The sequence below is a fragment of the Cellulomonas gilvus ATCC 13127 genome (genome assembly GCF_000218545.1).
GTDB lineage: Bacteria > Actinomycetota > Actinomycetes > Actinomycetales > Cellulomonadaceae > Cellulomonas > Cellulomonas gilvus.
In genome coordinates this window covers 2,503,531-2,528,323 of the sequence record NC_015671.1, presented here as the reverse complement: position 1 = coordinate 2,528,323, position 24,793 = coordinate 2,503,531, and the positions used below count along the sequence as shown (strand labels likewise).

The 24,793-nt window shown below is 73.3% G+C and carries 21 protein-coding genes and 1 other RNA gene; 8 read left to right on the top strand and 14 right to left on the bottom strand.

Annotation, left to right across the window (positions count from 1 at the left end; all coding sequences use genetic code 11):
* Positions 1 to 6: 6 nt before the first annotated feature.
* The gene (locus CELGI_RS11615) at positions 7 to 804 is read right to left on the bottom strand and encodes a DinB family protein (RefSeq protein ID WP_041574186.1); all 798 of its coding nucleotides are present in this window, start codon (positions 802 to 804) and stop codon (positions 7 to 9) included.
* A gap of 129 nt (positions 805 to 933) precedes the next feature.
* On the opposite strand from CELGI_RS11615, the gene ssrA reads away from it, so the two are divergent.
* Positions 934 to 1,303, top strand: a transfer-messenger RNA (tmRNA) gene (ssrA, locus tag CELGI_RS16770).
* A 129-nt stretch (positions 1,304 to 1,432) separates the two neighbouring features.
* On the opposite strand, the gene CELGI_RS16565 is transcribed toward ssrA, so the two are convergent.
* On the bottom strand, positions 1,433 to 2,350 hold the full coding sequence (locus CELGI_RS16565; RefSeq protein ID WP_169315152.1) for a GGDEF domain-containing protein: 918 nt from the start codon (positions 2,348 to 2,350) through the stop codon (positions 1,433 to 1,435).
* A 147-nt stretch (positions 2,351 to 2,497) separates the two neighbouring features.
* On the opposite strand from CELGI_RS16565, the gene CELGI_RS17385 reads away from it, so the two are divergent.
* The gene (locus CELGI_RS17385; protein ID WP_169315151.1) at positions 2,498 to 2,662 is read left to right on the top strand and encodes a hypothetical protein; all 165 of its coding nucleotides are present in this window, start codon (positions 2,498 to 2,500) and stop codon (positions 2,660 to 2,662) included.
* Between the two features lie 22 nt (positions 2,663 to 2,684).
* On the opposite strand, the gene CELGI_RS11605 is transcribed toward CELGI_RS17385, so the two are convergent.
* The 11 genes from CELGI_RS11605 to CELGI_RS11555 form a co-directional block, all read right to left on the bottom strand.
* Entirely contained in the window at positions 2,685 to 2,993 is a 309-nt protein-coding gene (locus tag CELGI_RS11605) for a DUF5808 domain-containing protein (RefSeq protein ID WP_013884316.1), read from the bottom strand.
* Positions 2,994 to 3,084: 91 nt separating this feature from the next.
* The gene (locus CELGI_RS11600; RefSeq protein ID WP_013884315.1) at positions 3,085 to 3,621 is read right to left on the bottom strand and encodes a hypothetical protein; all 537 of its coding nucleotides are present in this window, start codon (positions 3,619 to 3,621) and stop codon (positions 3,085 to 3,087) included.
* Positions 3,618 to 4,793, bottom strand: coding sequence for a serine/threonine-protein kinase (locus CELGI_RS11595; protein WP_013884314.1), 1,176 nt, complete (start codon positions 4,791 to 4,793; stop codon positions 3,618 to 3,620). The genes CELGI_RS11600 and CELGI_RS11595 overlap by 4 nt, the downstream gene beginning before the upstream one ends.
* Before the next feature lie 198 nt (positions 4,794 to 4,991).
* Complete coding sequence (locus CELGI_RS11590) at positions 4,992 to 8,381, bottom strand: DUF7824 domain-containing protein (protein WP_013884313.1); 3,390 nt, start codon at positions 8,379 to 8,381, stop codon at positions 4,992 to 4,994.
* The gene (locus tag CELGI_RS11585; protein ID WP_013884312.1) at positions 8,378 to 9,703 is read right to left on the bottom strand and encodes a hypothetical protein; all 1,326 of its coding nucleotides are present in this window, start codon (positions 9,701 to 9,703) and stop codon (positions 8,378 to 8,380) included. The genes CELGI_RS11590 and CELGI_RS11585 overlap by 4 nt, the downstream gene beginning before the upstream one ends.
* A 55-nt stretch (positions 9,704 to 9,758) precedes the next feature.
* Positions 9,759 to 10,337 (bottom strand): PKD domain-containing protein, encoded by a 579-nt coding sequence (locus CELGI_RS11580; protein ID WP_049785561.1) that lies wholly within the window; start codon positions 10,335 to 10,337, stop codon positions 9,759 to 9,761.
* 263 nt (positions 10,338 to 10,600) lie between these two features.
* Positions 10,601 to 11,044, bottom strand: coding sequence for a hypothetical protein (locus tag CELGI_RS11575; protein ID WP_013884310.1), 444 nt, complete (start codon positions 11,042 to 11,044; stop codon positions 10,601 to 10,603).
* 280 nt (positions 11,045 to 11,324) lie between these two features.
* On the bottom strand, positions 11,325 to 13,031 hold the full coding sequence (locus CELGI_RS11570; RefSeq protein ID WP_013884309.1) for an alpha-amylase family protein: 1,707 nt from the start codon (positions 13,029 to 13,031) through the stop codon (positions 11,325 to 11,327).
* On the bottom strand, positions 13,028 to 14,059 hold the full coding sequence (locus CELGI_RS11565; RefSeq protein WP_013884308.1) for a TIGR03885 family FMN-dependent LLM class oxidoreductase: 1,032 nt from the start codon (positions 14,057 to 14,059) through the stop codon (positions 13,028 to 13,030). Before CELGI_RS11565 ends, CELGI_RS11570 begins: the two co-directional genes overlap by 4 nt.
* 52 nt (positions 14,060 to 14,111) lie before the next feature.
* On the bottom strand, positions 14,112 to 15,833 hold the full coding sequence (poxB, locus tag CELGI_RS11560) for a ubiquinone-dependent pyruvate dehydrogenase (RefSeq protein WP_013884307.1): 1,722 nt from the start codon (positions 15,831 to 15,833) through the stop codon (positions 14,112 to 14,114).
* A 62-nt stretch (positions 15,834 to 15,895) separates the two neighbouring features.
* On the bottom strand, positions 15,896 to 16,480 hold the full coding sequence (locus CELGI_RS11555) for a TetR/AcrR family transcriptional regulator (RefSeq protein ID WP_013884306.1): 585 nt from the start codon (positions 16,478 to 16,480) through the stop codon (positions 15,896 to 15,898).
* A 71-nt stretch (positions 16,481 to 16,551) separates the two neighbouring features.
* Here CELGI_RS11555 and CELGI_RS11550 point away from each other — a divergent pair, with 71 nt between their 5' ends.
* Positions 16,552 to 16,878, top strand: coding sequence for a hypothetical protein (locus tag CELGI_RS11550; RefSeq protein WP_013884305.1), 327 nt, complete (start codon positions 16,552 to 16,554; stop codon positions 16,876 to 16,878).
* Positions 16,879 to 16,945: 67 nt separating this feature from the next.
* The gene (locus tag CELGI_RS11545) at positions 16,946 to 17,365 is read left to right on the top strand and encodes an SHOCT domain-containing protein (protein ID WP_013884304.1); all 420 of its coding nucleotides are present in this window, start codon (positions 16,946 to 16,948) and stop codon (positions 17,363 to 17,365) included.
* 3 nt (positions 17,366 to 17,368) lie between these two features.
* On the opposite strand, the gene CELGI_RS11540 is transcribed toward CELGI_RS11545, so the two are convergent.
* A complete protein-coding gene (locus CELGI_RS11540) occupies positions 17,369 to 18,025 on the bottom strand; it encodes a TerD family protein (protein WP_013884303.1) in 657 nt (218 codons plus the stop codon).
* 286 nt (positions 18,026 to 18,311) lie between these two features.
* Between CELGI_RS11540 and CELGI_RS11535 the strand changes: the two genes are divergently transcribed.
* The 4 genes from CELGI_RS11535 to CELGI_RS11520 all read left to right on the top strand — a co-directional run bounded on the left by CELGI_RS11535 (position 18,312) and on the right by CELGI_RS11520 (position 24,546).
* A complete protein-coding gene (locus tag CELGI_RS11535) occupies positions 18,312 to 19,787 on the top strand; it encodes an amino acid permease (RefSeq protein ID WP_013884302.1) in 1,476 nt (491 codons plus the stop codon).
* A gap of 370 nt (positions 19,788 to 20,157) precedes the next feature.
* Positions 20,158 to 21,582 (top strand): dicarboxylate/amino acid:cation symporter, encoded by a 1,425-nt coding sequence (locus CELGI_RS11530; RefSeq protein ID WP_013884301.1) that lies wholly within the window; start codon positions 20,158 to 20,160, stop codon positions 21,580 to 21,582.
* A gap of 490 nt (positions 21,583 to 22,072) precedes the next feature.
* Positions 22,073 to 23,473 carry an HNH endonuclease signature motif containing protein gene (locus CELGI_RS16560; RefSeq protein ID WP_049785560.1) on the top strand — a complete coding sequence of 467 codons (1,401 nt, stop codon included), beginning with the start codon at positions 22,073 to 22,075 and terminating at the stop codon, positions 23,471 to 23,473.
* 749 nt (positions 23,474 to 24,222) lie between these two features.
* On the top strand, positions 24,223 to 24,546 hold the full coding sequence (locus tag CELGI_RS11520) for an STAS domain-containing protein (protein WP_150104727.1): 324 nt from the start codon (positions 24,223 to 24,225) through the stop codon (positions 24,544 to 24,546).
* Positions 24,547 to 24,793 lie beyond the last annotated feature (247 nt).

The window sequence follows — 24,793 nt, the reverse complement described above, 5'->3', positions numbered from 1 at the left end:
GGACCCTCAGGCGGTCGCGGCGCCCGTGAGCACCGCCAGGTCGCGTTCGGCGAACCTCCGGTGCCACCACTCCTCCTCGATGAGCACGTCCAGGCACTCGCGCACCTTGAAGACGTGCACCGGCGGCCAGGAGTCACCGCCCAAGGGCTCGATCTCCTCGTCGAGCCGCTCGTCCGTGAGGCCCGCGACCAGCTCCCGGACGATGCGCTGACGCTCCGCGCGCGGCACGAGCACCTCGTCGAGGCTCGGGCGCACCGCGCGGTCGCGGGGGATGCCCGGCTTCTCCGGCATCTCGTCCCACGGCAGGTCGAGCGGGTGCCACGGCTCCGGCTCGCGCAGGATGCCGCGCCGCACCCAGGCGTCCGTGACGAACAGCAGGTGGCGCTGCGTCTCGACGAACGACCACTCACCGTCCACCGACTCGTGCAGGCGCTCGGGCCCCAGCGCGCGCGCCCGCTCGACCGTCTCCGCCCACCGGCGCTCCAGCAGGTCCCACGCGGTCCGGTAGCCCTCGGCCGTCGTCGGGCGCAGCAGCAGGCGATCGGGTTCCCGGCGGTCCAGCTCGTCGGAGATGTAGCCCGTCACCTCCACGCCGTTGATCGTGAGGTTCCGGACGTCACCCTCGATCGTGACGTCGAACATCTCGACGCCCTCCATGCGCACGTTCTCCAGGTCTGCGCCGCGGATGTGCGCGCCGCGCAGGCGCACTCGTCGGAACACCGCGTCCGTGAGGTCGACGCTCGTGAAGCGCGCCCCCCGCAGGTCCGTGCCGTCGAAGCTGGGTCTGTCCGGTGTGTCCGTCATGTCCGGGACGCTAGACCCGCCCACTGACAGCGTCGAGGGAATCACCGCGACGCCGCCCGCGTTGGACGGGTAGTCTGGACCCCGCCCGGCACGGCTGCGGCCAGGTCCGGGCGGTTGATAAATGCACACGGGGGTGATCGGTTTCGACGGTGATCGTCGAGCCAGGAGAAGCGGGTCGAGGACGCACGGTTATCTCGTTAACGCTCCGCGCAAACCCATAGGTGCCGATTCCAAGCGCACCGACTTCGCCCTCGCCGCCTGAGCGAGTCCCGAAGTCCGTCAGCCTAAGCACGCTTCCGGCTTAGTCCCTGGCGTCATCTAGGGAGCCACTGCTGGTCCTCATCGTCAGTGTGAGGACCGGGACTTCTAGCTGACTGAGCCCGTCCACCTTCCCGTCCGTGGGAGTGGTGGGGGCCGAGAAAATCCATCACGGACTGCACCCGGAGAAGCCCTGGTTCCACGTCATCGGACGCGGGTTCGATTCCCGCCACCTCCACCTCAGCGACTTGCAGAAATGGCGGTCGTACTGCTCAGAAGGCAGCCACTCGTCGACGCGAGCGGCTGCCTTCTGGCGTCTGGCGCATGCGCTGACCGACGGTGTGGACCGCGTGCGAGCACGCCGGGGCGCTCAGACCGGCGGAGCGTGCGGCGTTGCCGGGCGGCCCTCCGGTTCCGGATCCCTGGCGCGGGAGCGCTTGGCCTCGTAGAGCGAGACGTCGGCGCGGTGCAGGAGGTCCGACAGGGAGTCGCTCCGGTCCGCGACGGCGATGCCGGCGCTCCACGGCGCCGTCGAGGCTGACTGCGCGCGGGCGACCCAGTCGGCCGCGCGGGCCTCGTCGTATCCCGGCAGCACCACGATGAACTCGTCGCCGCCGACTCGTCCGATCACCGGTGCGGCGCCCTGCCTCGTCGAGCGCCAGGTCGCCACGAGCGATCCGAGCACCTCGTCGCCGGCGAGGTGGCCCTGCGTGTCGTTGATCAGTTTGAAGTCGTCGACGTCCGCGGAGACGACCGCGAGCGCTGCTCCCGTGCGTCGGGACTCGTGCAGCAGCGTCGCCAGGCGCTCCAGCAGCTTCCGGCGGGCGAGCGCTCCGGTGAGGTCGTCGGTGGTCGCGTGGTGACGCAGCCGGTGCGTCACGTAGCCCAGCAACGACGTCGAGGCGGCCGTCATCACCATGACGGCGACCCAGGTCATCGGGTGGAACTCGGCTGAGGTGGCCGCCATGCCGGCGGTGATCGTCGCGAGGGCGAGCCCGACGAGCGGGATCGCCTGCGGCGCCGGGAAGGCGAACGCAGCGAGCTGCGCGGCGGTGATCAGCGCGAGCGAGATCGAGACCAGACCCTCGGCCGTCCGGCACGCGGCCAGGAGCACCCCGAGCCCGACGATCGCCAGTGCGAGGATCACGGGCCGGACCCACGCCCGCTCGGGCAGCACCACCGTCAGCCCGGACAGGACGGCCAGGAGCGTGCCGACCACGAGCCAGGGCAGGGCAGAGGCGTGCGGGTTCACCGACCAGCGGAGCGCCGCGAAGACGCTGACCGCCATGACGGCGAGGGTGAGTGCGAGCAGTCCACGGGTCCCGTGGAACCAGCGGATCGACGCGTCGACGAGACCCATGCTCCGTCATCGGCACGTGGGGCGGCGCGCATGACCCACGTGACGGGGGACGCCCGAGCGGGTGATGATGGCGCCATGAGCGGATGGGCGGACCCGCGGGAGCAGATCGAGTTCAGCGTGCTGATGGCCAACGGCCGGCTGGCGGGCCGGACGTTCGGGTCGCGCGCCGAGGCCGAGGCGTGGGCGCAGGACGACGAGATCGTGGTCGAGTACAACCTCGTCTGCGAGTGCGCGGTCTAGCGCTTCTCCGAGGGCGCGTGGGTCAGTCCTTGTCCGCGGCTTCGCGCGCCAGCGCGTAGAGGCGCCCGAGGTTGAGCGTCCACCCGACGCCGAACACGCGCGGGCCGATCAGGTGCTCGTCGTCCGGGGCCCAGACGCGCTCGCGGAACCGGGTGAGAGTCGGCGGGCGGAGCTCGTAGGGCACGAACCCGAGCACCACGCCGTGCCAGGTGCGGTTCTCCTTGGGCGTGCGCAGCTCCTTGACCACCGCGGTGACGGCCAGCGCCAGGCCGACGGCACGGACGACGTCGCCGGGACCGCCACGGCGACGAGCGTGGGTCTTCGTGGTCATCGAGCCCTCCTCGGGTCGGGGATCTACCCGCCATCATTCACCTGACGGTCCGCCGACGGGAGTGCCTCCGTGCATTCTGGGCGCGGGGTGCTCACCCGCGGCTGGCGTGGCGCGGCGCCTTCTTGCCCTTGCCGCCGCTGGGCTTGTCCGGCGGCACGGCCTTGCCGGGGTCCTTGGGCTTTTTGGGCTTCTTGGGCTGGTCGTCGGGCTTCGCCGGCGCGTCCTTCTCCTGGACGACCGGCTGCGTCGTGGTCTGCTGCGTCGGCGTCGCGTCGTCGGCCGGGGCTGTCTCCTTAACCGCGGCGGCGGCCTTGGCCGCGGCAGCGCGCTGGCGTGCGGCGGCCAGCTCCGCCTCGACGTCGTCGAGGGCCGCGTCGATCGCGCGGTACCGCACCGCCGAGACCTCACCCTGCTCGACGCCCGCGTCGAGAAGCGCCCGCGTGGACGCGAGGAGGGTCGAAGCCTCGCGCCAGTGGCCCTGGGCGGCGGCCTGCGTGACCGCGAGCACCGATGCCTGGAGCGTGCGGCCGCGTTCCGCCGCGAGCTCGGTGGTGCTTCCGCAGCCTGACGCTCCGAGGAGCGCGATCGCGAGGCCGAACGCGGCGAGGGTGGTGCGCAGGCGCCTCATGGCTGCACGCTCTTCTGCAGCTCGGTCAGTGCGTCGCCGAGACGCCCGTCCACTGCGGGGTACGACGGCGCGTCGGACGGCACGTCCGAGGCCGCCACCTGCTGCGTGACGAGCAGACCGCCCGCGGTCAGCGCCAGGGCGGCACCGGCGGACAGCAGCGCGCGGCGCGGATGGCGCCAGCGGCTCCTACCCTGCGCAGGGGCCGCGGGGGCGGCTTCGGTGGGCTGCGCCTCGGTGGGCTGTGGCTCGGTGGGAGGTGCGGCGACGGCAGAGAGGTCGAGCGTGCGGTCCGGCGAGGTGAGCGGCGCGAGGGCGACCGCGACCTCGTCGGCGCTCGGGCGCTCGTCGGGCGCCATGAGCGTCATCCGCGTCAGCAGCGCCGCTATCTCGGGATCGATGTCGTCCGGGATGCGCGGCGGGGAGACCAGGCGTGCGACCGCGGACTCGGTGGTGGTGCCCGGGAAGGCGGGCACCCCGGTGAGGCACTCGATGAGCACGAGACCGAGCGAGTAGATGTCGCTCGACGGTGTCAGCGCCTCCCCGCGGGCCTGCTCGGGGCTCAGGTAGAGCACCGTGCCGAGCGTCTGGCCGGTCTTCGTCAGCCGGGTGCCGTCGATCAGACGCGCGATGCCGAAGTCGGCGAGCTTGACCGCAGGTCCGCCCGCCTCGTCGGCCTCGAGCGCGTCCGGACCCGTGAGCAGGATGTTGCCCGGCTTGATGTCGCGGTGGATCACGTCCTGCGCGTGCACCACGGCGAGCGCCTCGGCGAGGTCACGGCCCACGCGGGCGGCCTGGGCGCGGCCGAGCGGGGCGCGGCGCAGCCGCTGGGACAGGGTGGGGCCGCCTACCAGCTCCATGACCAGGTAGTCCTGCTGGCCGCCGTCGGGCCGCTGCTCGGCGCCTGCGTCGTACAGCATGACCAGCGCGGGGTGGCTGAGCGCCGCGAGCACGCGCACCTCGGCGCGGTTGCGCATGAGCTCGTCCTCGCCGTGGCTCACGGGGAACACCTTGAGGGCGACGTCGCGCTCCAGGAGCAGGTCGTGAGCGCGGTGGACCGTCGCCATGCCGCCGTGGCCGAGCACGCCATCGAGCCGGTAGCGACCGTCGAAGACGATCGGCTCCGGTACGTCCGACGAGGGGGCCGTCGGAGGCGAGTCCACATGTCCCAGCACCCCGCCGACGCTAGGCGCGGTCCGGGCGGCCCGCACTCCGGGTGGCTGGATATCGCCCGTTCGGGGGTTGACACGCGAGCTCGACGAGGAGCGACATCCGCCGACGATCGACGGTGCTCACCGGGTGGCCGGCAGTGATCGCCGCGCTGGTCAGGCGCCGAGCAGGGCACCGTCGCCGGCTCGCCCGGCGGCCGGCGCCTACCCCGAGGCGCGCGCTGCGGCGCCGGCAGCGTCGATCGGCGTACCGCGATCGGTGTCCAGCAGCGCGGCGACGAGCGTGCGGGCCTTGCGGGGGACCGCCGAGGACCCGGGGCGGGCGGCGAGCGCGGCGAGTCCGGGCCACGCGGCGGCAGCGGCAGGGATCAGGGCGCGGTCGGCCGCGGTGCGCAACGCGGCCGCGTGCAGCAGCGTCACGTCCAGCACACGGTTGAGCCACCGCGGAGCCGCGCCGGGGAGCTCGGCGGCGTGGCGGACGGACTCGGCCAGGACGGGCCACAGCACTGGCAACGTGGTCGGGTCGCTCTCGAGCAGCTTGACCATCCGGGCCGGGCTGACGTCCGGGTGGGGCAGCAGCGCGCGCATCGCGGCCGCGACGGCCGCCGAGCCGAACAGCCCGGACGTCACCAGGTGGTGCTGGTGGTAGGTCCCGCCGTCGGCGTGGCACAGGCTCGCCAGCACCGCGGCGACCATCGAGGTGGTCAGCGGGGCGACCGGCCCGCCGTCCAACGGGCCGTCCGTTCCGCCGCGCCAGTTGCGCTGCGAGGACACGACGAGCCGGCCCGCGTCGGCGTCCCAGCGCAGCCACGCCTGCGCACCGCGCGCGCCCTCGGGCACCGGGAGCGCCACCGCGGCGCACTGGCCCTCGTGCTCCAGGTCGTAGAACCAGCCTTTGATCACGCGGAACGGGCCGTGCGGCTCGTGCGGCAGCGTGAGGTCGAGGGCCAGCTGCTTGCCCGAGGTGTCGGCCCACTGCGCGGTGAGCACGGCACCGTCGTCGACGGCGGGCGCGCTGCCGGCCCCGGCGGGCCAGATCTCGTCGAACGACCGTCCGGTCGCCGGCGCGGGTGCGGGCACCTCTGCGGGGGCGGTCTCGGGAGCGGTCTCGGGAGTGGGAGGCAGGGCCGGGAGCTGCGCGACGAGGGCGCGCGCGGCGGTGACCGCGCGGGAGGAACCGGCGCGCTCGGCGAGCGCGCGCGCACCGGGAAGGGCGAGCGCGGCGGGACCGGCCAGGTCGCCCGCGACGGCGGCCCGGACCTCCGGCAGGAGCCGTTGCATGGCCTCGACCACCTCGGCGGTGCCGGCGAGCATGCGGGGTGCGCGCAGGCTCGCGGTGAGGACGCCGTCGAGCACCGGCCAGACCACCGAGAGCAGGCCCTCGGCGGCGAGCTCGTCGCACGCGCGGGCCAGGGCGGCCAGGTTCGACGGCGTCTCGCGCCAGTCCAGGAGGCGCACGTCGGGAACGCCCGGACGCAGCAGACCCCGCTCCCATGCCTCGTGGACCGCGGCGGTGCCGTCGGGTGCGGCGGCGTGGTGGAAGACGCGCTGCGCGCCGATGAGGTTGACCGCGAGGCCCGGGGGCAGCGGCGTGGCGCGACGGACGGCCTGTCGCAGGAGCAGTCCGATCTCGGCCGACTCGGAGTGGCCGAGGTGGGTGGCGGCCGCGTCGCCCCACGTCGGCACCTCGTCGAGACCGGGGAAGTCGAAGCGGCTCTCGGCGTCGATGCGTGCGGGCAGCCACCCGAGCGACGCGGGCACGGCCCGTGCGGCCGGCGACCACTGCCGCCACGACTCGGTGACCTCGAGCGGGGGCTCGACCAGCGGGTCGAGGAGGTAGTCGCGCACGGCCGGTCCGGCGGTGACGGGTGCGGTGCTGCCCGACTGCAGCACGACGGGCACGGTCAGCCCGACGAGCGCCTCGAGCACCTCGGGCGTCGCGAGCGTCGGGTCGCTGCGCGTGAGCGCCAGGTACAGGTCACCCTCGCTCACGGTGGCGCCCGCCGCCCGGTACTCACGCAGGCGGTCGACGAGGTCCGCCGGGTCGATCCTCAGGTCCACCCACGTGGGCGTGGACAGCAGCACCGGCGCCTCTCCGAGCCGCTGCATCACGGCGGCCTCCCGCGCCTCGGCCGGGCCCCACACCGTGGCGCGCGCGTCGGTGTACGCGGGGTTGGCGGGCCGGTCGAGCAGGCGGTTGGGCTCGCCGGCGACCCACTCCGGGACGCACCGCAGGCCGCCCACCCAGCCGTGGCGCACGCCGCCGAGCGCGGTGCGTGCCGCGGCGACGTCGTCGCGCGCCACCGCGTTGGCGAGCGCGAGGAACCGCTCCACCTCGACGTCGACGACCCCCTCCGGCCGTCCGGTGAGCGCCGCGGCCGACGCCGTCAGCGCCTCCGCGGTCACGGGACCGAGCTCCAGGCGCGGCACGGTCCAGAGCGGCGGGGTGGGCCGCCACAGGCCACGTGCCTCGTCGTCGGGCGCGCTGTCCGGGCCAGGCTCCATGGCCCACGCATCGGCGAGGGTCCGCGCCGCACGCGCGAGCTGCCGGTCCGTCCCCGTGACGTGCGGCAGGACCAGCGGCGCGACGGCCTCGACCACGTGGTCGGCGGGTCGCGCGCGCTCGGCCGCGGCACCGAGCAGCACGCGGACCAGCTTCTTCGTGCGGGTCGGCAGCGTCACGGCGAGCACGTCGCCGAGGACGTCCTGCGGCGCCAGGCGGATCAGCCGCGGCGCCAGCAGCTCGACGACGGGCCCGTCGCCGTGCGCCAGGACCGTGACGAACGCATCGGCGTGCGCCAGCAGCTCGTCGTCCGTCAGCGCCAGCGGACCGGTCAGCACGCGCACCCACACGGTCCGGTCCCCGGGCCGCTGAGCGGCGTCGAGCGCCGTCAGCACCAGGGCCAGCGTCTCGTCGCGGGGGAGCAGACCACGGGCCACGGCCTCCGGGACCACCGCACCGAACGGCCCGGTGGCGGGGCAGCCCACCTCGATGCCGGCGCGCACGTGCTCGGCCAGCCGCCGCGTGACCACCGCGGGCTCGCACCAGCCGCGGCTCTGCGGGAACAGCTCGCCCTCACCGGTGAGCGCGCCGAGCGCGTAGACCGACCAGTCCTTGAGGTACTCGACGTTGCGGGGCACGGGCAGGTCGTGCAGGTCCACGAGCCGCACCGCGGCGCCCGCGTGCGCGCTGGTCGCGTGCTCCCACGCGCGTCGGTTGGACCGGCAGGCCGCCTCGACGAACTGCTCGGCGAACCGGGGTCCGCGCGTCGCCAGGAGTCGTGTGGCCTGCTCGTCGGACAGGCGTTCCGTGCCCGGCAGGACGCGGGCCGCTTGGCGCGCGTCGACCCCCACCCGCACCGCGAACGCCCCGAGCATGTCCCGGTCCACGTCCACCCAGCTGATCCAGCCGTACGTGTTCGGCCCGGTCCGGCCCCACTCGCCCCACTCGCCCGTGGCCAGGCCGTCGCGCGCGGTGCGCTGCTGCTCGGGGGTGCCCGCGGGCAACGTCGCCACGTCGTCCGGTGACGCCTGCGTCCAGCCGAGCTCCCGGAACACCTCGACCGCGGCGGCGAGGCGGGGGGTGACGGTCATGCGGGGTCCTCCGTGAGGATCTGGACGGCCAGGACGTGCGCGCACGGGCCGCGACCACGGCCGTGCGTGAGGTACCAGGTGCAGGTGCAGCGCGGACCCGCGTCGCCGTGCGTGACCCGGTGCTCGGGGCCGTCGCCGCGCTGACGCCGGACCGACCACCCGCCTGCGGTCGGGGTCGCCGCGCCGTCCGCGACGAGCCTGCGTGCCGCGACCAGCCGCGGGTTGTCCTTGTCCACCCGCTCGGGATCGTGCGGGAGCTCGCGGTGGAACCACGCCGCGTCGTGTGCGTCCCACCCGACCCGCCCGTCGGCCGCCAGCACTGCGAGCGCATCGCGCACCCGGTGCTCGTCGAGCGCGGCCGCGCGCGCGAGTGCGGGGATGTCGATCACGGGCTCGAACGCCAGGAGCGCGCTCACCAGGTCGGCGTCCTCCGCGACCGTGGCGCCGGCGAGCGCCGCGAGCAGCGCGCCCTCGCCGGAGTGGCCGCGCCACGCCTCGTCGGTCAGCCCGAGCACCAGCCGTGCGCCCGGCAGCGCCAGCTCCACCGCGACCGGGCCCGGCTCCGCACCGCCGTGCATGGTGAGCCCCGCGACGTGGGGGAGCAGGCGCTTGGCGGCGCTCAGCCGGTGCAGTCCCGCGACGTGCACCCCGCCCGGCGCCGCACGGGAGGAGACACGTACGCCGGACCGGTCCGCGACGAGCCAGCCCGTACGGTGGGTGGCCGTCGCCGCAGGCAGCGCTGCGACGAACGCGCGCGCGGCCGCCGTGCCCACCGTGAACCCGGGCGCCAGCGCGTGGTGCAGCTGCGCGACGTTGCCCAGCGCGCGCACCCAGCGCCCCGGCATCTGCACGGGCCGCTCCGCGATCGTGTCCGTGGGGCTCGAGAGCGTCAGCCCGTCGGAGCCCACGTCGAGGTGGAGCAGCCGGTCCCGGCCGACCCGCGCGAGCGCCGCGCGGGTGGCCAGACCGATGTCCACGTTGGTGGTCCCGTGGCTCATCCGGCCCGAGTCGAACGAGTCCGGCAGCAGGTCGAGTCGCGCGTAGACGCTGTTGCACGCCGAGAAGCACTCGGCGCGCAGCCGGTCGCCGTGAGCCGTGAGCACCGGATCGCGCTGCGACGTCGGCGTGAACTGGAAGTACCGCGTCGCCGTCACGTCCGCGAGCGTGAGCAGTCCACGGGCCAGCACCTGGGGGTGCGCGGCGAACCCGTGGAAGAAGCTCGGGTCGTCGACGACACCGCCCGGTGTCAGCGCCGGTGCCAGCCCGAGCGTCAGACCGTCCTCGCCCAGGTGGGAGCCGCGCGCGAACGTCCGGGTGGTCACGAGGGGCGAGTCTAGGCACGGCCTCCGACGTGCATGGCTGGCGTCCCGTGACCGGTCAGCGCCGGCCGTCCGTCAGACGGGTGCGCAGCTCGACCACCTCGAACGGGTCGAGCGCGACCGTGGTGACTGCCGTCCCGTCGATGTCCCGCCACTCGCCGTCGGGGTCCTCGTCGACGCGGTACTGGCCCTCCCAGCTGGTCGTCAGCGTGACGGTCGCCGCGCCCGGGGCGCGGTAGTCGTGCGTCAGCTCGAACGACGGGTAGGGCGCACCTGGGGACGTCGTCGTCAGCTCGGTCCCGTCGCCGAAGTCCCACGTGTACTCCAGCGGCGTCGCGACGACGTCGATGCCGTACCCGAACAGGCTGGTGCGGAACCTGCGCTCGACGTCCGGCTCGGTGTAGACGATCAGGGGCTTGTTGACGAGCACGTCGCCCGTCGCGGGCTGTCGGTGCGCCTCGGGCGAGGCGATGGTCAGGCTCCGGAAGTCCTGCTCGGTGAACGGAGGCAGCAGGTCGTCGGGGCAGATCCAGCCGATGTACTGGTCCCAGCGCGTCCACTCGGCGTCGGGGCTCGTGCGCGTTCGACGCCACAGCGGTTCGACCGGCTCGTCGTCGCCACACCCGGGGAGGTTCACGGTGCCATTGGGAGGTTCGCAGTTCCCATCGATCCCCGGCTCGAGGAACCGGCTGTCGACATTGCAGAGCGGAGCGTGAACGAACTCGATGAGGCGCTGCTCTGGAGCGACACCCAGCGCCTGGTACCTGCGGTACTCCTGATGCCGCTTGAATGTGTCACTCAGGGTGATCTGGTCGCCGTCGGTGTCCTGCTGAATAGCCAGCGCAGGGCTCGCGGCCACTAACGCCGTCACGAGCGTGAGTGCGGTGAGCGCTGTCCGCCTCATTGCGTTCCCATTCGCTGCATTTCCAAGCCGTCGATCCGCCAGCGACTTCCCGTCCAACTCAGCTCGACGTGGGCTCGGAGCACGAGCGTGTCTGGGAAGGTCTCGATGACGCGGTCCTGCCTGTCAACGGTGCGGGACGGATGCTGCACCAGATCGATCGCGGCAACGAATGAGTCCGCGCTGATGCGTGAAGCTGAGCCGAAGCCGATGTCGTCGGCACCGCCCACGGAGCGCTGGTCGGCATCGAACAGCTTCGTCACGATGTCGCGGACGTTGGCGCAGTAGTGGCACGTCCTTCCACTCATGCGGTCCCATACCTGGAGGTCGCCAGTGGACGTCACATAAGGGAACAGCGCGACGAAGTACTTCGCCACAAGGACCGCGTTGTCCTCGGTGGCCGGGCCGTCGAGTGCGGCGGGCGGCGTGGGCGGCCGGGTCACGTCCTGGTCCGGGCCGGAGGTGGGTGCGGTCGAGGGTGTCGGGCTCGGAGCCGGAGTCGGTGATGGGGTGGCGGAGGCGGTGGCCGTCGGCGACGGAGTGGCACTCGGCGGGACCTCCGACGGCTCGGAGGTGCAGGCACCGAGGGCGATCAGACAGACCAGGGCCGCGGCGGTGCGGGCGAGTCTCCGGCGCATGGGGGAGAAACTACCCATTCAGGGCGCGGCGCACAGGGGATTGTCCGCGGGGGTGTGGACAACCGAACAGGGGCGCACGGGTCGCTCAGACCATGCGGCGGTCGTCGGCGTGCACCACGCGCAGCCAGCGATAGCCGTAGGCGGGCAGCTCGAGCGAGACGCGGCCGCGGCCGTCGACGTCGCACGCGCCGTCCTGCAGCAGGTCGACGAGCCGGGCGGGCGCATCGTCGTCGTGCTTGAGGTCGGCCAGCGTGAGCGGGACCGTGACGGCCTGGTCGGTGAGGTTGTGCACCGCGACCATGGACCCGTCCTCCCACGTGCACCGGTGTGCGAGCACGCCGGGGTGCGGCTGGTCGAGGATCTCCGCGCATTCCGCCCAGCCGAGCTCGGGGCTCTCGCGGTAGCGCCGCACGAGCGTCCCGACGAAGGACAGCAGCGCGTCGGGGTCGCGGCGCTGGTCGGCGACGTTGACGTGCTCGGGGCCGTACCCGCCCTCGACGACGGGCCCGGGCAGGCGCGACGGGGCCGCTCGGCTGAAGCCGCCGTTGCGCGCGTCGCTCCACTGCATGGGGGTGCGCACCGCCATGCGGCCCTCGACGGCCAGGTTCTCGCCCATGCCGATCTCCTCGCCGTAGAACAGCACGGGCGTGCCGGGCAGGGAGAACAGCAGCGAGTAGACCATCCGGATGCGCCGGGGGTCTCCCGCCAGCATCGGGGGCAGCCGGCGCCGCAGGCCGCGGCCGTACAGCTGCATGTCGGGGTCGGGTCCGAACGCGGCGAACACCTCGGCGCGCTCGTCGTCGGACAGCTTGTCCAGCGTGAGCTCGTCATGGTTGCGCACGAACGTCGCCCACTGCGCGTCACGGGGGATCGCGGGCCGGGCCCGCAGCGCGTCGGCGATCGGGCCCGCGTCCTGGCGGGCGAGCGCCAGGTACAGCTGCTGCATCCCGACGAAGTCGAACTGCAGCGTGAGCTCGTCGCCGTCGGACGTGCCGTCGCCGTCGCTGTCCCCGAAGTACAGGCGCTGCTCGTCGTACGGGAGGTTGACCTCGCCCATGAGGATGGCGTCGCCGCGGCGGCGGTGCAGGAACGCACGCAGGTCCCGCAGGTAGTCGTGCGGGTCGGTGATGTCGTCGCCGGGGTGCTTGGCGGTGTCGCTCAGGAAGAACGGGACGGCGTCGACGCGGAAGCCGGACAGCCCGAGCTGCGTCCAGAAGCCCACGGTCTTGGCGATCTCGTCGCGCACGGCCGGGTTGGCGGTGTTGAGGTCGGGCTGGTGGCGGTAGAACCGGTGCCGGTAGTACTCACCGCTCGCCTCGTCGAGCGTCCAGATGCTGTCCTCCTGGTCGGGGAAGACCACCTGGTCGCTCGTGTCGGGTGGCGGCGTGGAACGCCACACGTAGTAGTCGCGGTACGGCGAGGACGTGCTGCGTCGCGCGGCCTTGAACCACGGGTGCTGCGCGCTGGTGTGGTTCACGACGAGGTCGGCGATCACGCGGATGCCGCGGTCCTGCGCGGTGCGGATGAGCCGCACCAGGTCGCCCAGGTCTCCCAGGCGGGGGTCGACGCCCAGGAAGTCGGTGATGTCGTAGCCGTCGTCACGGTCGGCCGTCGGGTAGAACGGCATGAGCCACAGGCACGTGACGCCCAGGTCGGCCAGGTGGTCGATGCGCTGGACGAGGCCCTCCAGGTCCCCGATCCCGTCGTCGTCCCAGTCCATGAACGTCTCGACGTCCAGGCAGTAGATCACCGCGGTCTTCCACCACAGCTCGCCGGTCTCGCGGATCCTCATCCGAGCACCTCCCGCAGGCCCGGCAGCACGTGCTCGCCGGCCATGTCGAGGAACCGGCCGAGCGTGGCGGAGACGTGCGTCGCGGTCGGTGCGGCGCTCGCGTGCTTGTCCTGCGACGGGCGGGGGTCGGTGGCCACCTGGTGGACGTACACGGCGTCGAACCCGATCCCGACGAGGTCGGCGAGGCGGTCCCGCAGGCGCGCCGGGTCGTGCTCGACGAGCACCGACGCGCGCACGGCGTCGTCGGACACGTGCGGCGCGAGCGAGTCGAAGGACTCGGGCAGGTCCAGGTCCCACGCCAGGGGCGGGCCGAACACCTGCACACCCCACTGCTCCCGGGCCATCGCGAGCGCCTCGTCCGCGTCCGGCGCCCATGCGACGTGCACCTGCAGCGCCGCGGTGCCGCGCCCGCCCGCGTCGCGGTAGGCACGCACGACCTCGCGCAGCCGGTCGGGGTGCTGGTTGACCGTGACGAGGCCATCGGCCCAGGCGGCGTGCGACGCGGCGGTCGCGGGAGTGACCGCGGGTCCGACGAGCAGCGGGGGCTCGTCGGGCAGCGTCCACAGCTTGGCGCGGTCGACGCGGACCAGGCCGTCGTGCGAGACCTCCTCGCCCGCGAGCAGGGCGCGGATGACGTCGACGCACTCGCGCAGCCGCGCGTCACGCACCTGCTTGCGCGGCCAGGCGTCACCCGTGACGTGCTCGTTGAGGTTCTCGCCCGAGCCGAGCGCGACCCAGAACCGGCCGGGGAACATCGCGGCGAGCGTCGCGGCGGCCTGCGCGATGATCGCCGGGTGGTAGCGCTGGCCGGGCGCATTGACCACGCCGAACGGCAGGCTCGTCGTCGCGAGCGCGGCCCCCAGCCAGCTCCAGGCGAAGCCCGAGTGGCCCTGCGTCACGCTCCAGGGCGCGAAGTGGTCGGAGCACATGCCCGCGTCGAACCCGACCTGCTCGGCGTGCTGCGCGGCCGCCAGGAGCCCGGCGGGGTGGACCTGCTCGTGCGAGTGGTGGAACCCGATCGTCGCCATGCCTGACGTTCCTACCTGCTGACCGCGCTCCTCGCGCGGTGAGGCGGGCGGCTCAGAACACCTGGCGCAGGTTCGCGCGGGTCAGGTCGAGCAGCTCGTCGCCGCGTCCGGACAGCAGCGTGCGCAGCGCGTACAGCGCGAAGCCCTTGGCCTGCTCGAGCTTGACGGACGGCGGGATGGTCAGCTCCTGGCGTTCGGTGACCACGTCGACGAACGCCGGCCCGTCGTGCGCGAACGCGGCCTCGAGCGCGTCGCGCAGCTGGTCCGAACGCTCCACCCGGAACGCCTTGAGCCCGGCGGCCTCCGCGATCGCCGCGAGCGACGGGTTCTCCAGGTCGGTCGCGGTGGTGACGAACCCGGCCGCCTTCATCTCGAGCTCGACGAAGTTGAGGGACGCGTTGTTGAACACGACCACCTTCACCGGGAGCTTGTTCTGCGTGATGGTGAGCAGCTCGCCCAGGAGCATCGCGACGCCGCCGTCGCCGGACAGCGCCACCACCTGCCGGCCCGGGTGCGCGGCCGCTGCGCCGACCGCCTGCGGCAGCGCGTTGGCCATCGAGCCGTGGATGAACGAGCCGATGAGCCGGCGTCGGCCGTTCATCCGGAGGTAGCGCGCGGCCCAGATCACGGGCGAGCCGACGTCCGGGACGAACACCGCGTCGTCGGACGCGATCTCGTCGATCAGGCGTGCCACGTACTGCGGGTGCAGCGGCTGGGCGCCCTTGCGCGGCGTCGCGAGGTCGTCGAGCCTGGCGCGGGTCTTGGCGTAGTGCGCGACCGCCTCCTCCAGGTGCGACCGGTCGTCGTGCCGGGTCAGCAGGGGCAGGAGCCCGCGCAGCGTCTCGCGCACGTCCCCGACGACGCCCAGCTCGAGCGGGGTGCGGCGGCCCAGGCGCTCGCCCCGCACGTCCACCTGCACCACCTTCGCCTTCTCCGGCAGGAAGGGCCGGTACGGGAAGTCGGTGCCGAGCATCAGCAGGGTGTCGCACGACTCCATGGCCTTGTACCCCGACGCGAACCCGAGCAGCCCGGTCATGCCGACGTCGAACGGGTTGTCGTGCTCGACGAACTGCTTGGAGCGCAGCGTGTGCACGATCGGCGCACCGAGCGTGTCGGCGAGCGCGAGCAGCTCGGCGTGCGCGCCCTCGGCACCCGCACCCGCCAGGATGGTCACGCGCTGCGAGCCGTCCAGGAGCGCGGCCATCGCGGCCAGCTCGTCGTCGGACGGCACGATGCGCGGCGTCGTCGCGCGGATCGCTGCGACGGTCTCGTCCTGCGCGTCGGCGAGCGCGACGTCACCGGGGATCACGACGACCGCGACGCCCTTGCGCTCGACCGCGGCGCGCATCGCGGTGTGCAGCACGCGCGGCATCTGCACGGGCGACGCGGCGTACTCGACGTACACCGAGCACTCGCGGAACAGCTCCTGCGGGTGGGTCTCCTGGAAGTACCCCGAGCCGATCTCGGAGGTGGGGATGTGCGCCGCGATCGCGAGCACGGGCACGCCCGAGCGCTGCGCGTCGAACAGGCCGTTGATCAGGTGGAGGTTGCCCGGGCCGCAGGACCCGACGCACACCGCGAGCTCGCCCGTGAGCGCCGCCTCGGCGCCTGCCGCGAACGCCGCCGCCTCCTCGTGCCGCACGTGCACCCAGTCGATGCCCGAGTCGCGCAGCGCGTCCGTGAACCCGTTGAGGGAGTCCCCGGGGATCCCGTAGACCCGCTTGACGCCTGCGGCGACGAGCGAGTCGACCATGTTCTTCGCGACGGTGGTCATGCAGCTCTCCCTGATGTGGGTGGTGGTGCGGCCGGGTGCGCCGCGTGGGGTGACCGTTCGGGTCAGGTGGCGATCGCGGGCCAGACCAGGGCGCACACGCGTGCGGCGAGGTCGTCGTCGAGCGGCGCGTGCCCCCAGACCAGCCTGTGGTAGGCGGGCGCGAAAAGCGCGTCGACGACGAGCGCGGCGTCCGTTCCCGCGCGCAGCTCACCCGAGGCGATGCCGCGCTCGACGTGGTGCACGGCTGCGTGCCGGCGCGGTTCGAGCCACTGGTCGAGCAGTGCGGTCGCGGTCGCGGCGTCCGTGATCGACGCGGCCATGAGCTGGCGCAGGAGCCGGCCCGCCGGGGTGTCGCGCAGCAGGTGGACGAGCGTGTCCAGCTGCGCCTCGAGCGCGGTGCGCACCGGCAGGTCGTCGTCGAACTCGATGCTCGCGTGGAAGCGGTCGAGCAGTCCCTCGAGCAGCACGGCGGCCGCCGACGGCCACCACTTGTAGAGCGTGGTCCGGGACACGCCGGCGCGCGTGGCGATCGCGTCGACGGTCGGCAGGTTCCCGCTACCCAGCGCGAGCTCGGCGGCGGCATCGAGCACCGCCCGGCGGCGCTCGGGGGAGCGCGGGCGACCCCGGCGTGGCGGCTCCTCATTCATGGACACGCTGTTCACTATATGCCCGCGCGCGACCTCGTCCGTCCGAGCGCCGGTGCGGCATCCTGGGGCCCATGAGTGCAGCCCAGGAGTCCGTCGCCGACCGGGCCGACCGGACGGCCCAGACCGCGGCGGTGCTGCCGGTCGCCGTGGCGGCGCTCGTCGTGAGCGTCACGCAGCTGGTGTGGCTGGGCGTCTCGTGGCGGACCGTGCTCGCCGCGCCGCTGCTGATCGGTGCCGCATGGGCGCGGTGGCGGTCGGCCGAGCCTGCGGCACCACCTGCACCCGGCGACGACCGGGCCGCCGCATCGGGCCTCGGGCTCGTCTGGCTGCTCACGTGCGCGGTGCTGGCGCTCGCGGGTCTCGGCCTGGTGGCGGCCGAGGCGCTCGCTGGCTCGTGAGTCGGGCGCGCCCCTGCGACCCCGGCCGGGACCTACGCTGGCCTCAGCCTGGTCGAGAGGAAGAGCGATGACGAAGAACCGCAAGCCGCCCGTGGCCGAGCGCCTCGCGCGGTATCCGCTGGCGCGTGACCTCGGGGGCGCGATCGGCCGGGGCGTGGACAAGCTGCCCGTCGGTGAGGTCACGCGCGCGACGATCAAGATCAAGAGCGGCGAGGTGGTGGCCGCGGCCGCCGAGACCTCGGCGGCGCTCGCGTCCGGTGCCGGAGCCGCGGTCAAGGCCGGACGCGACGGGTTCGTCGCGACCCGCGACGAGCAGCGTCACGCGCCGAGCGCCACCCCGGCACCCGCGCCCGGGTCGACGACCATCGAGGTCCCCGCGCCCGCGAGCCTCGTGGACCAGCTCGAGCGGTTGCAGCGCCTGCACACGCAGGGGCACCTCAGCGACGACGAGTACGCGCACGCGAAGGCCGCGCTGCTCGCCCCTTAGCCGTCAGGCCTTGCGCTGGCCCCGCGGTCCGGCGTCCATGGTGACCACGCCGTCGACGTAGCCGATGCGGTGCTCGGAGTTCTTGTGCGAGTAGAGCTCCAGGTTGACCACGGTGAACGTCTCGTCGGGGTTGAGCAGCACCTCCCCGAAGCACAGCGTGTACTGGTTCCAGCGGGCCGACGAGTCCTCCGCGGCCAGGCCGATCACCTGGTCCCCGTTGACGACGTCCACGTGCACGCCGTACCTGCGGAAGCTGCCGAAGCCGTTCTCGAGCGCCGAGTAGCTCGACAGCGCGACCGCCGCGACGTCCGGGTGCCACGTGATGGTGACGGTCTCGAGCTCGCCCGGTCCGCGTGCGTCGCCCGAGTGGCGGACCGCGCCCTCCGGCGTCACGAGCACCTCGTCGGCGTTGGCCGCGCCCACGTACACGACGTGCCCGTCGTGGTATCGGACCAGCGCCTTGAGGTCGTAGTCCTTGCCCTTGGCGGTCCAGCCGTTGCTCGCCTGGATCTGCGGCCGGTCCGCACCCGCCTTCGTGAGCGTGATCCGCGAGCCCTTCGTGAGGCTCACGCGACCGGTGCCGGTCGCCGCGTCGGTCGGGGTGACGGGCTCCGTCGCCGGGGCGGGCACCGGGCGCGGCGTGCGCGAGAACAGCCCCATGGACGGGCTCCTTCCGGGCGGGTGGTGGTCGGCTCGCGGTCACCCTAACCAGCGGTGGGGTGGCGCGCGGTCGTCGTGCACAGACCGGCGGCTCGGCCGCGGCGTGACGAAGCGCACGCGCCCCGGCCCCGGTGTGCGGGACGAACGTCGGGCCGGCCGTCCTCGGGCCCGCGGTAGCGACTCGTCGAGGGTGTCCGCACCGTGAGAGGACGCCCGCCGCCCGCGCGCCTCCCCGCCGCGGTCGGCCACACTGTCCGACAGTCGGCCGCGAGCGGAAGGACCTGCCATGAGCATGCTGCGGACCAAGTCGATCGAGCAGTCGCTCGCCGATGCGGACGAGCCGGAGTACCAGCTCAAGAAGACGCTCTCGGCGTTCGACCTCGTCGTGTTCGGCGTCGGCGTCGTCATCGGTGCGGGCATCTTCACGCTCACGGGCCGGGCGGCGCACGACGTCGCCGGTCCGTCGATCGTGCTGTCCTTCGTCATCGCCGCCGTCTGCTGCGCGCTCGCGGCCATGTGCTACGCCGAGTTCGCGTCCAGCATCCCGATCTCCGGCTCGGCGTACACGTTCTCCTACGCGAGCATGGGCGAGCTGGTCGCGTGGATCGTCGGCTGGGACCTGCTGCTCGAGATGTTCCTGGGGGCGAGCGTCGTCGCGCAGGGCTGGAGCTCCTACCTGGGCACGTTCCTCGGCCAGCTCGGGATCACGTTGCCGGCGGCGATCAGCCACGGCGGCACGGTCGACCTGCCCGCGGTGCTGCTGGTGCTCGTGCTCGGCGTGCTCGTGGTGCTCGGCATCAAGGAGTCGATGCGGGTCAACATCGCGCTCGTCGGGCTCAAGCTGTTCATCGTCCTGTTCGTGATCGTCGCGGGCATCGGGTTCATCTCGTCCGCGAACTACGACCCGTTCATCCCGCCCGCCTCGGTGGCCGAGGCGAAGAACGGGCTCACGCAGCCGCTCCTGCAGGCGGTGCTGGGGATCGAGCCGTCCGCGTTCGGCGTCGGGGGGATCTTCGCGGGCGCGGCGCTGGTCTTCTTCGCCTACATCGGGTTCGACGTGGTCGCGACGACGGCCGAGGAGACGCGCAACCCGCGCCGGGACCTGCCCATCGGCATCCTCGGCTCGCTCGCGATCTGCACGGTCCTGTACTGCGCGGTCGCCCTGGTGGTCACCGGCATGGTGTCCTACGACGAGCTGCCCAAGGACGCCGCGCTCGCGCGCGCGTTCGAGATCCACGGGCAGGGGTGGATGGCCACGATCATCGCCGCGGGTGCTGTGGCCGGACTCACCACGGTGGTGCTGACGCTCATGATCGGCGCGTCGCGCGTCATGTTCGCGATGAGCCGCGACCACCTGCTCCCTCCGGTCCTGGCGAAGGTCCACCCCACGTTCCGCACGCCCTGGGTCATCACCGTGATCGTCACCGTGGTGACGGCGCTGATCGCCGGGCTCACCCCCGTGGGCGTGCTCGAGGAGATGGTCAACATCGGCACGCTCTCGGCGTTCGTGCTGGTCAGCGTGGGCGTGATCGTGCTGCGGCGCACCCGGCCCGAGCTCCCGCGCGCGTTCCGGGTGCCGTGGGTGCCGGTCCTTCCCGCGGCCGCCGCGGTGGTCTGCTTCTACCTGATGCTCAACCTCCCGGTGGAGACCTGGTTGCGCTTCCTGGTGTGGCTCGCGATCGGGTTCGCGATCTACTTCGGGTACTCCCGGAGCCACTCGCGCGTGGGGCTCGCGGCACAGGGGCAGGAGCGCAAGCGCTGACCTCACCGTTGGGTGGGATGAATCCGGCGGGTTAGCGTGTTGGAGGAAACGGCCGCCCGCTCCGGGCGCGCCATCGACCCCGCACCGAGGAGAGCCCCCGCGTGAGCGCGTGGAACCTGACCGAGCGCCGTGCCGTCGACCTGTCCCTGGTCGCCAGCGCGCTCTGTCGACCCGTGCGGGGCTGTTGAGCCGAGCGGACCTCGTCGCTCGTCCTCCGGGCGTGGACCTGCTGGGTCCTTCCGCCTGTCGCCGCGCCTGACGCGCGGCCGTCGGCCCTCGTCGGGCCGTCCTCCTGCCGACCCGCCCCGGGCGGCACCTCCTTCCTGACCGCGCCGCGGCCTCGTCGCCGTGCGCCTTCGAAAGGTCTCCCGTGTCTGACACGTCCACGCAGCCCACCCGGCGGCTGCGCCTTCCCTCGTTCACCGTGCAGGTGCTGCTGGGCCTCGGCCTCGGCGTCCTGCTCGGGTGGATCGCCCTGCGCCTGGGGACCGTCGGTCCCGACGGCAGCCCCAACTGGCTCACGACGACGCTCGACACCATCGGGTCGTCGTTCGTGACGCTCCTCAAGGCGATCGTGCCGCCGCTCGTGTTCCTGGCGATCGTCGCGTCCATCGCCAACCTGCGGCACGTCACCAACGCCGCCCGGCTCGCCGGTCAGACCCTGCTGTGGTTCGCCATCACGGCGGGCATCTCGGTCGCGGTCGGCATCGGCCTGGGTGTGCTGCTGCGGCCCGGTGCCAACACCACGCTCGACCCCGCGGACGGATCCGACCCGACCCGGACGGGGTCGTGGCTCGACTTCCTCAACGGCCTCATCCCCGCCAACTTCCTGGGGATCGGCGGCTCGACGCAGATCGCGGAGGACGGCACCGCGAGCACGTCCATCTCGTTCAACGTGCTGCAGATCGTCGTCGTCGCGCTCGTCGTCGGGATCGCGGCCCTGCGGACCGGCAAGGCTGCGGAGCCGTTCCTCGCGTTCAACCGCTCGGCGCTGGCCGTGGTGCAGAAGGTGCTGTGGTGGATCATCCGCCTCGCGCCGCTCGGCACGCTCGGGCTCATCGGCACCGCGGTGGCGACCTACGGGTGGGACCTGCTGGCCCCGCTCGCGACGTACGCCGGCGCCATCTACCTGGGCCTGGCGATCGTCCTCCTGGCGATCTACCCCGTGATCCTGCGGACCAACGGGCTGCGCGTGCTGAGCTTCTTCCGTGGGGCCTGGCCCGCCATCCAGCTCGCGTTCGTGTCCCGTTCGTCGGTGGGCACGCTGCCCGTCACGCAGCGGGTCGCCGAGCGCAACCTGGGCGTCCCGCCGTCGTACGCCTCGTTCGCCGTGCCGCTCGCCGCGACGACGAAGATGGATGGTTGCGCCTCGATCTACCCCGCGGTGTCCGCGATCTTCGTCGCGCAGATCTTCGGCATCGACCTGTCGCTGACCGACTACCTGCTCATCGCGTTCGTCTCGGTCGTCGGCTCCGCCGCGACCGCCGGTCTCACCGGCGCCGTCGTGATGCTCACCCTCACGCTCTCGACGCTCGGGCTGCCGCTCGCCGGCGTGGGCCTGCTGCTGGCGATCGACCCCATCCTCGACATGGGCCGCACGGCCGTGAACGTGGCCGGGCAGGCGCTCGTGCCGACCGTCGTCGCCAAGCGGGAGGGGATCCTCGACCTCGAGCGCTACGCCTCGGCGTCGGCCGAGGACCTGTTCGCGGACGAGCCCGTCGCCGACCGCGAGCTGGTGCCGTCCGACGAGGCCGGCGCGGCGCGTGACGGGGAGCGGGTGCCCGTCCGCGCTTAGCGCAGCCTGTGCACGGGCCCCGGTCGCACGTCGTGCGGCCGGGGCTTCGTCGTTCCCGGGCCCGGGCCCCGTGGGCCGCCGCGTCGGCCGTGCGCCCCGCTCGCGTGACGCGCCATTCCGCGACGCGGTACCTGCGGGGTGCGATGTCGGTCGGGCGCCTCGCTCCAGCTGCCTCGTCGCGTATGAGCCACGTCGTCGCATCTGTGGCTCTCGTCGCTGCGGCGGTCTCGACGTGGCTCGCTGCCCGAAAGGGCGCCCGTCGCGCGACGTCGCTGCGGCGGTCCAGCCGTTCCTGAGGTGCACTCACGTGCTCCGCCGTCTGTCGTGCATGGACCTCGCGTCGTGCGGACGCCGCGAGGTGGAGGGCATGTCAGTGGTCGATGGAACACTTGTTCGAGGGGGTGAGCGCATGACGGTGTCGGTCGCGGAGCGGCGGGTTCGGGTGCCTGGCGGCAGTGCCGTCGTGCGACCAGCCGGTCCAGGGCGCAGTGTGGCCGCGGGTGACGGGGGTGCGTCCGACGAGCGGTGGGATCAGGACCTCGCGACGCTGCCGGCGCCGCGGGTCCGCCCGGCGGACCTCATCGCGCTCCTGACAGCTGCGGATGTCCCGCAGGTGCGTGACGTCGATCTGGTCGGACTGGTGGTCGGCTGGCAGCAGCTGATCGGCCTCGCGGTCGCGGGTCAGGCGGCGGTGGTGCGGGAGCTGCTCGCGCGCGGCCACGGCATCCTCGACGGACTGCCCGAGGAGCTGGCTGCGGCGCTGGCCTGGACGACGCCTGCTGCGCAGCAGCTCGTCGCGCGTGCGGAAGGGCTGGGCGAGCTCCCCGTGGTCGACGAGGCGCTGCGGGACGGTGTGGTGGATGCGCGCAAGGTGGACGTGCTGCTGGACGAGCTCGCCGCGCTGACGGTCGGGACCGATGAGCTTCCTGATGCGCACGACGTGCGCGCCGCGCGCAGCCGGGTCGCGTCGGCCGCCATGAGCCGTGCCGACGGCCGGACGACCACGCAGCTGCGACGGCTCGTGCGGCGCGAGGTCATCGCGGTCGACCCGGCCGCGGCGCGCACGCGCGCCGAGCAGGCACGCGCGCGCAGGAGCGTGCGTGTGGACTGGGCGCCCGACGGCATGGCGTGGGTCAGCGCGTTTCTCACGGCACCCGACGCGATCGTGGTGCGCACGGTGCTGGACGCAGCGGCGGACGTCCGCGACGCGATCGACCCGCGCACGCTCGACCAGCGGCGTGCGGATGCGTTCGTGTCGATCTTCGACGGGATCGCGAGCACGGGCGTGCTGCCCTGCGGCGACGCGCTGCCCGCGCGTCAGCGGGTCAAGCCGCACATCCAGGTCACGGTGGCGGCCACGACTTTGCTCGGGCTGGACGACGCTCCCGCGGAGCTGGCCGGGTACGGGCCGGTCGGCGCCGACGTGGCGCGCGCGATCGCCGCGGACGGGACGTGGCGCAGGCTGCTGACCGACCCGCGCACGGGTGCGCTGGTCGAGCGGGGCTCCACGGCCTACCGGCCGGGTGCGGCGCTCGGTGCTCATGTGCGCGCGCGCGACGTGACGTGCACGTTCCCGGGCTGCGTGCGTCCGGCGGCGACGTGCGAGCTCGACCACATCACGCCGTACCGGCACGACGCTGCGGATGCGGTGCAGACGACCGCTGACAACCTGCACGCCGCGTGCAAGCGGCACCACGACCTCAAGACGCAGGGGCTCTGGACGGTGAGACGCGTCGCCGATGGTGGAGTGGCCTGGACCAGTCGGACGGGCATCACCTACGTGGTGCACCCCGAGGCGGTGCTGGCGGAGCCCACGGCCTGGAGCCACGCGCCGGCGGAGGCGGCGGGAGCGCGGGCGGGGCCGGGCGCGTGCCAACCGCCACCGTTCTAGGGGCGTCCAGCGGGGGAGAACCACCCCGCGGCGGTCGAGTTGTGAGCCACGTACCGCCGCGAGGTGTCCAGGAGGACCGGTCGTCGAGGGGCGATGCAGTCCGTTGGTCAAGGCAACCTGACCGGCTTGCCCTGGTGTGAGGACTTTCGGCCCACATCGTGTGCTGTGACCGTCGGCCGGAGTGTCGGGCGCGGGTCGGATGCGGGCGGGGTGCGGACGCGCGTGCGGGCATGCGCCGGGTGTGGTCGCGGGTACGGGCGCCGCGCGGGTGTGGTCGCGGGTACGGGCGCCGCGCGGGTGTGGTCGCGGGTACGGGCGACGCGCGGGTGTGGTCGCGGGTACGGGCGCCGCGCGGGTGCGGTCGCGGGTACGGAGACCGCGCGGGTGCGGCGCAGGTCGGACGCAGACGCGGGTCAGGTGCGGGCTCGGGTCGCATGTGGGCGCGGTGCGGGCGCGGTGCGGGTGCGGTGCGGGACACGAGTGGGGTGCGGGTGCGGGACACGAGTGGGGTGCGGCGGTTCGGATGCCGGCGGCGTGCGGACACGGTGCTGGCGCGGGGTCCGGCGCAGGCGCAAGGGCGGGCTCGGGTACGGGTGCCAGGGTGCGGTGCTGGTGGAACGGGTCCGATGGCTGGCTCGTTCGGAAGGAGGAGCGTGGTGTGCGGGACTGGCACTTTCGCGAAGTGCGCGTATGGTCACAAGGGCCGTGTGTCGATCGGCTGCGATGAGCGAGGAGAGACCGTGGCGGCAATGGGCGAGATCCGCGTCGAGGCGGGTCCCGGCACGACGCTCGTCAGGCTGGTCGGGGAGATCGACGTCGCGCTGCGCGAGCAGGCGAGCCTGTCGATGGCCACCGCGCTGACCGCGGACGCACCCATCGTGGTCGACGCGACCGAGGCGACGTTCGTCGACTCGTCCGGCATCGCCTTTGTCATGCAGATGAAGCGTGCAGCCGACGAGGCGCGCATGGACCTCTCGCTCCGCGACCCGGGGCGCGTGCTCCGGGATGTCCTCGAGATGATCGGCGCGGGCAGCCTGCTCCGCGACGCTGACGAGGTCGCCGCCGCCGTCTGAGGGCCGATCGAGCGGCGTCCGTGGGGCGTGTGGCGCGTAGCCGGCGATGGTGTGTGTGGCGACCGTGCGGGCTTGCGGGTCGCCTGGCGACGCGCGGCGAAGGCGGGCTCGGTACAGCGCGGTCGCCTGGCGGACCGTGACGGAACAGAGCTCAGTCCAGCGCGGGTCGCGTGGCAGTGCATGACGGAAAAGGGCTCAGTCCAGTGCGGGTCGTAACGATACGATCGGGGGAGCGTCGCGTCGGTCA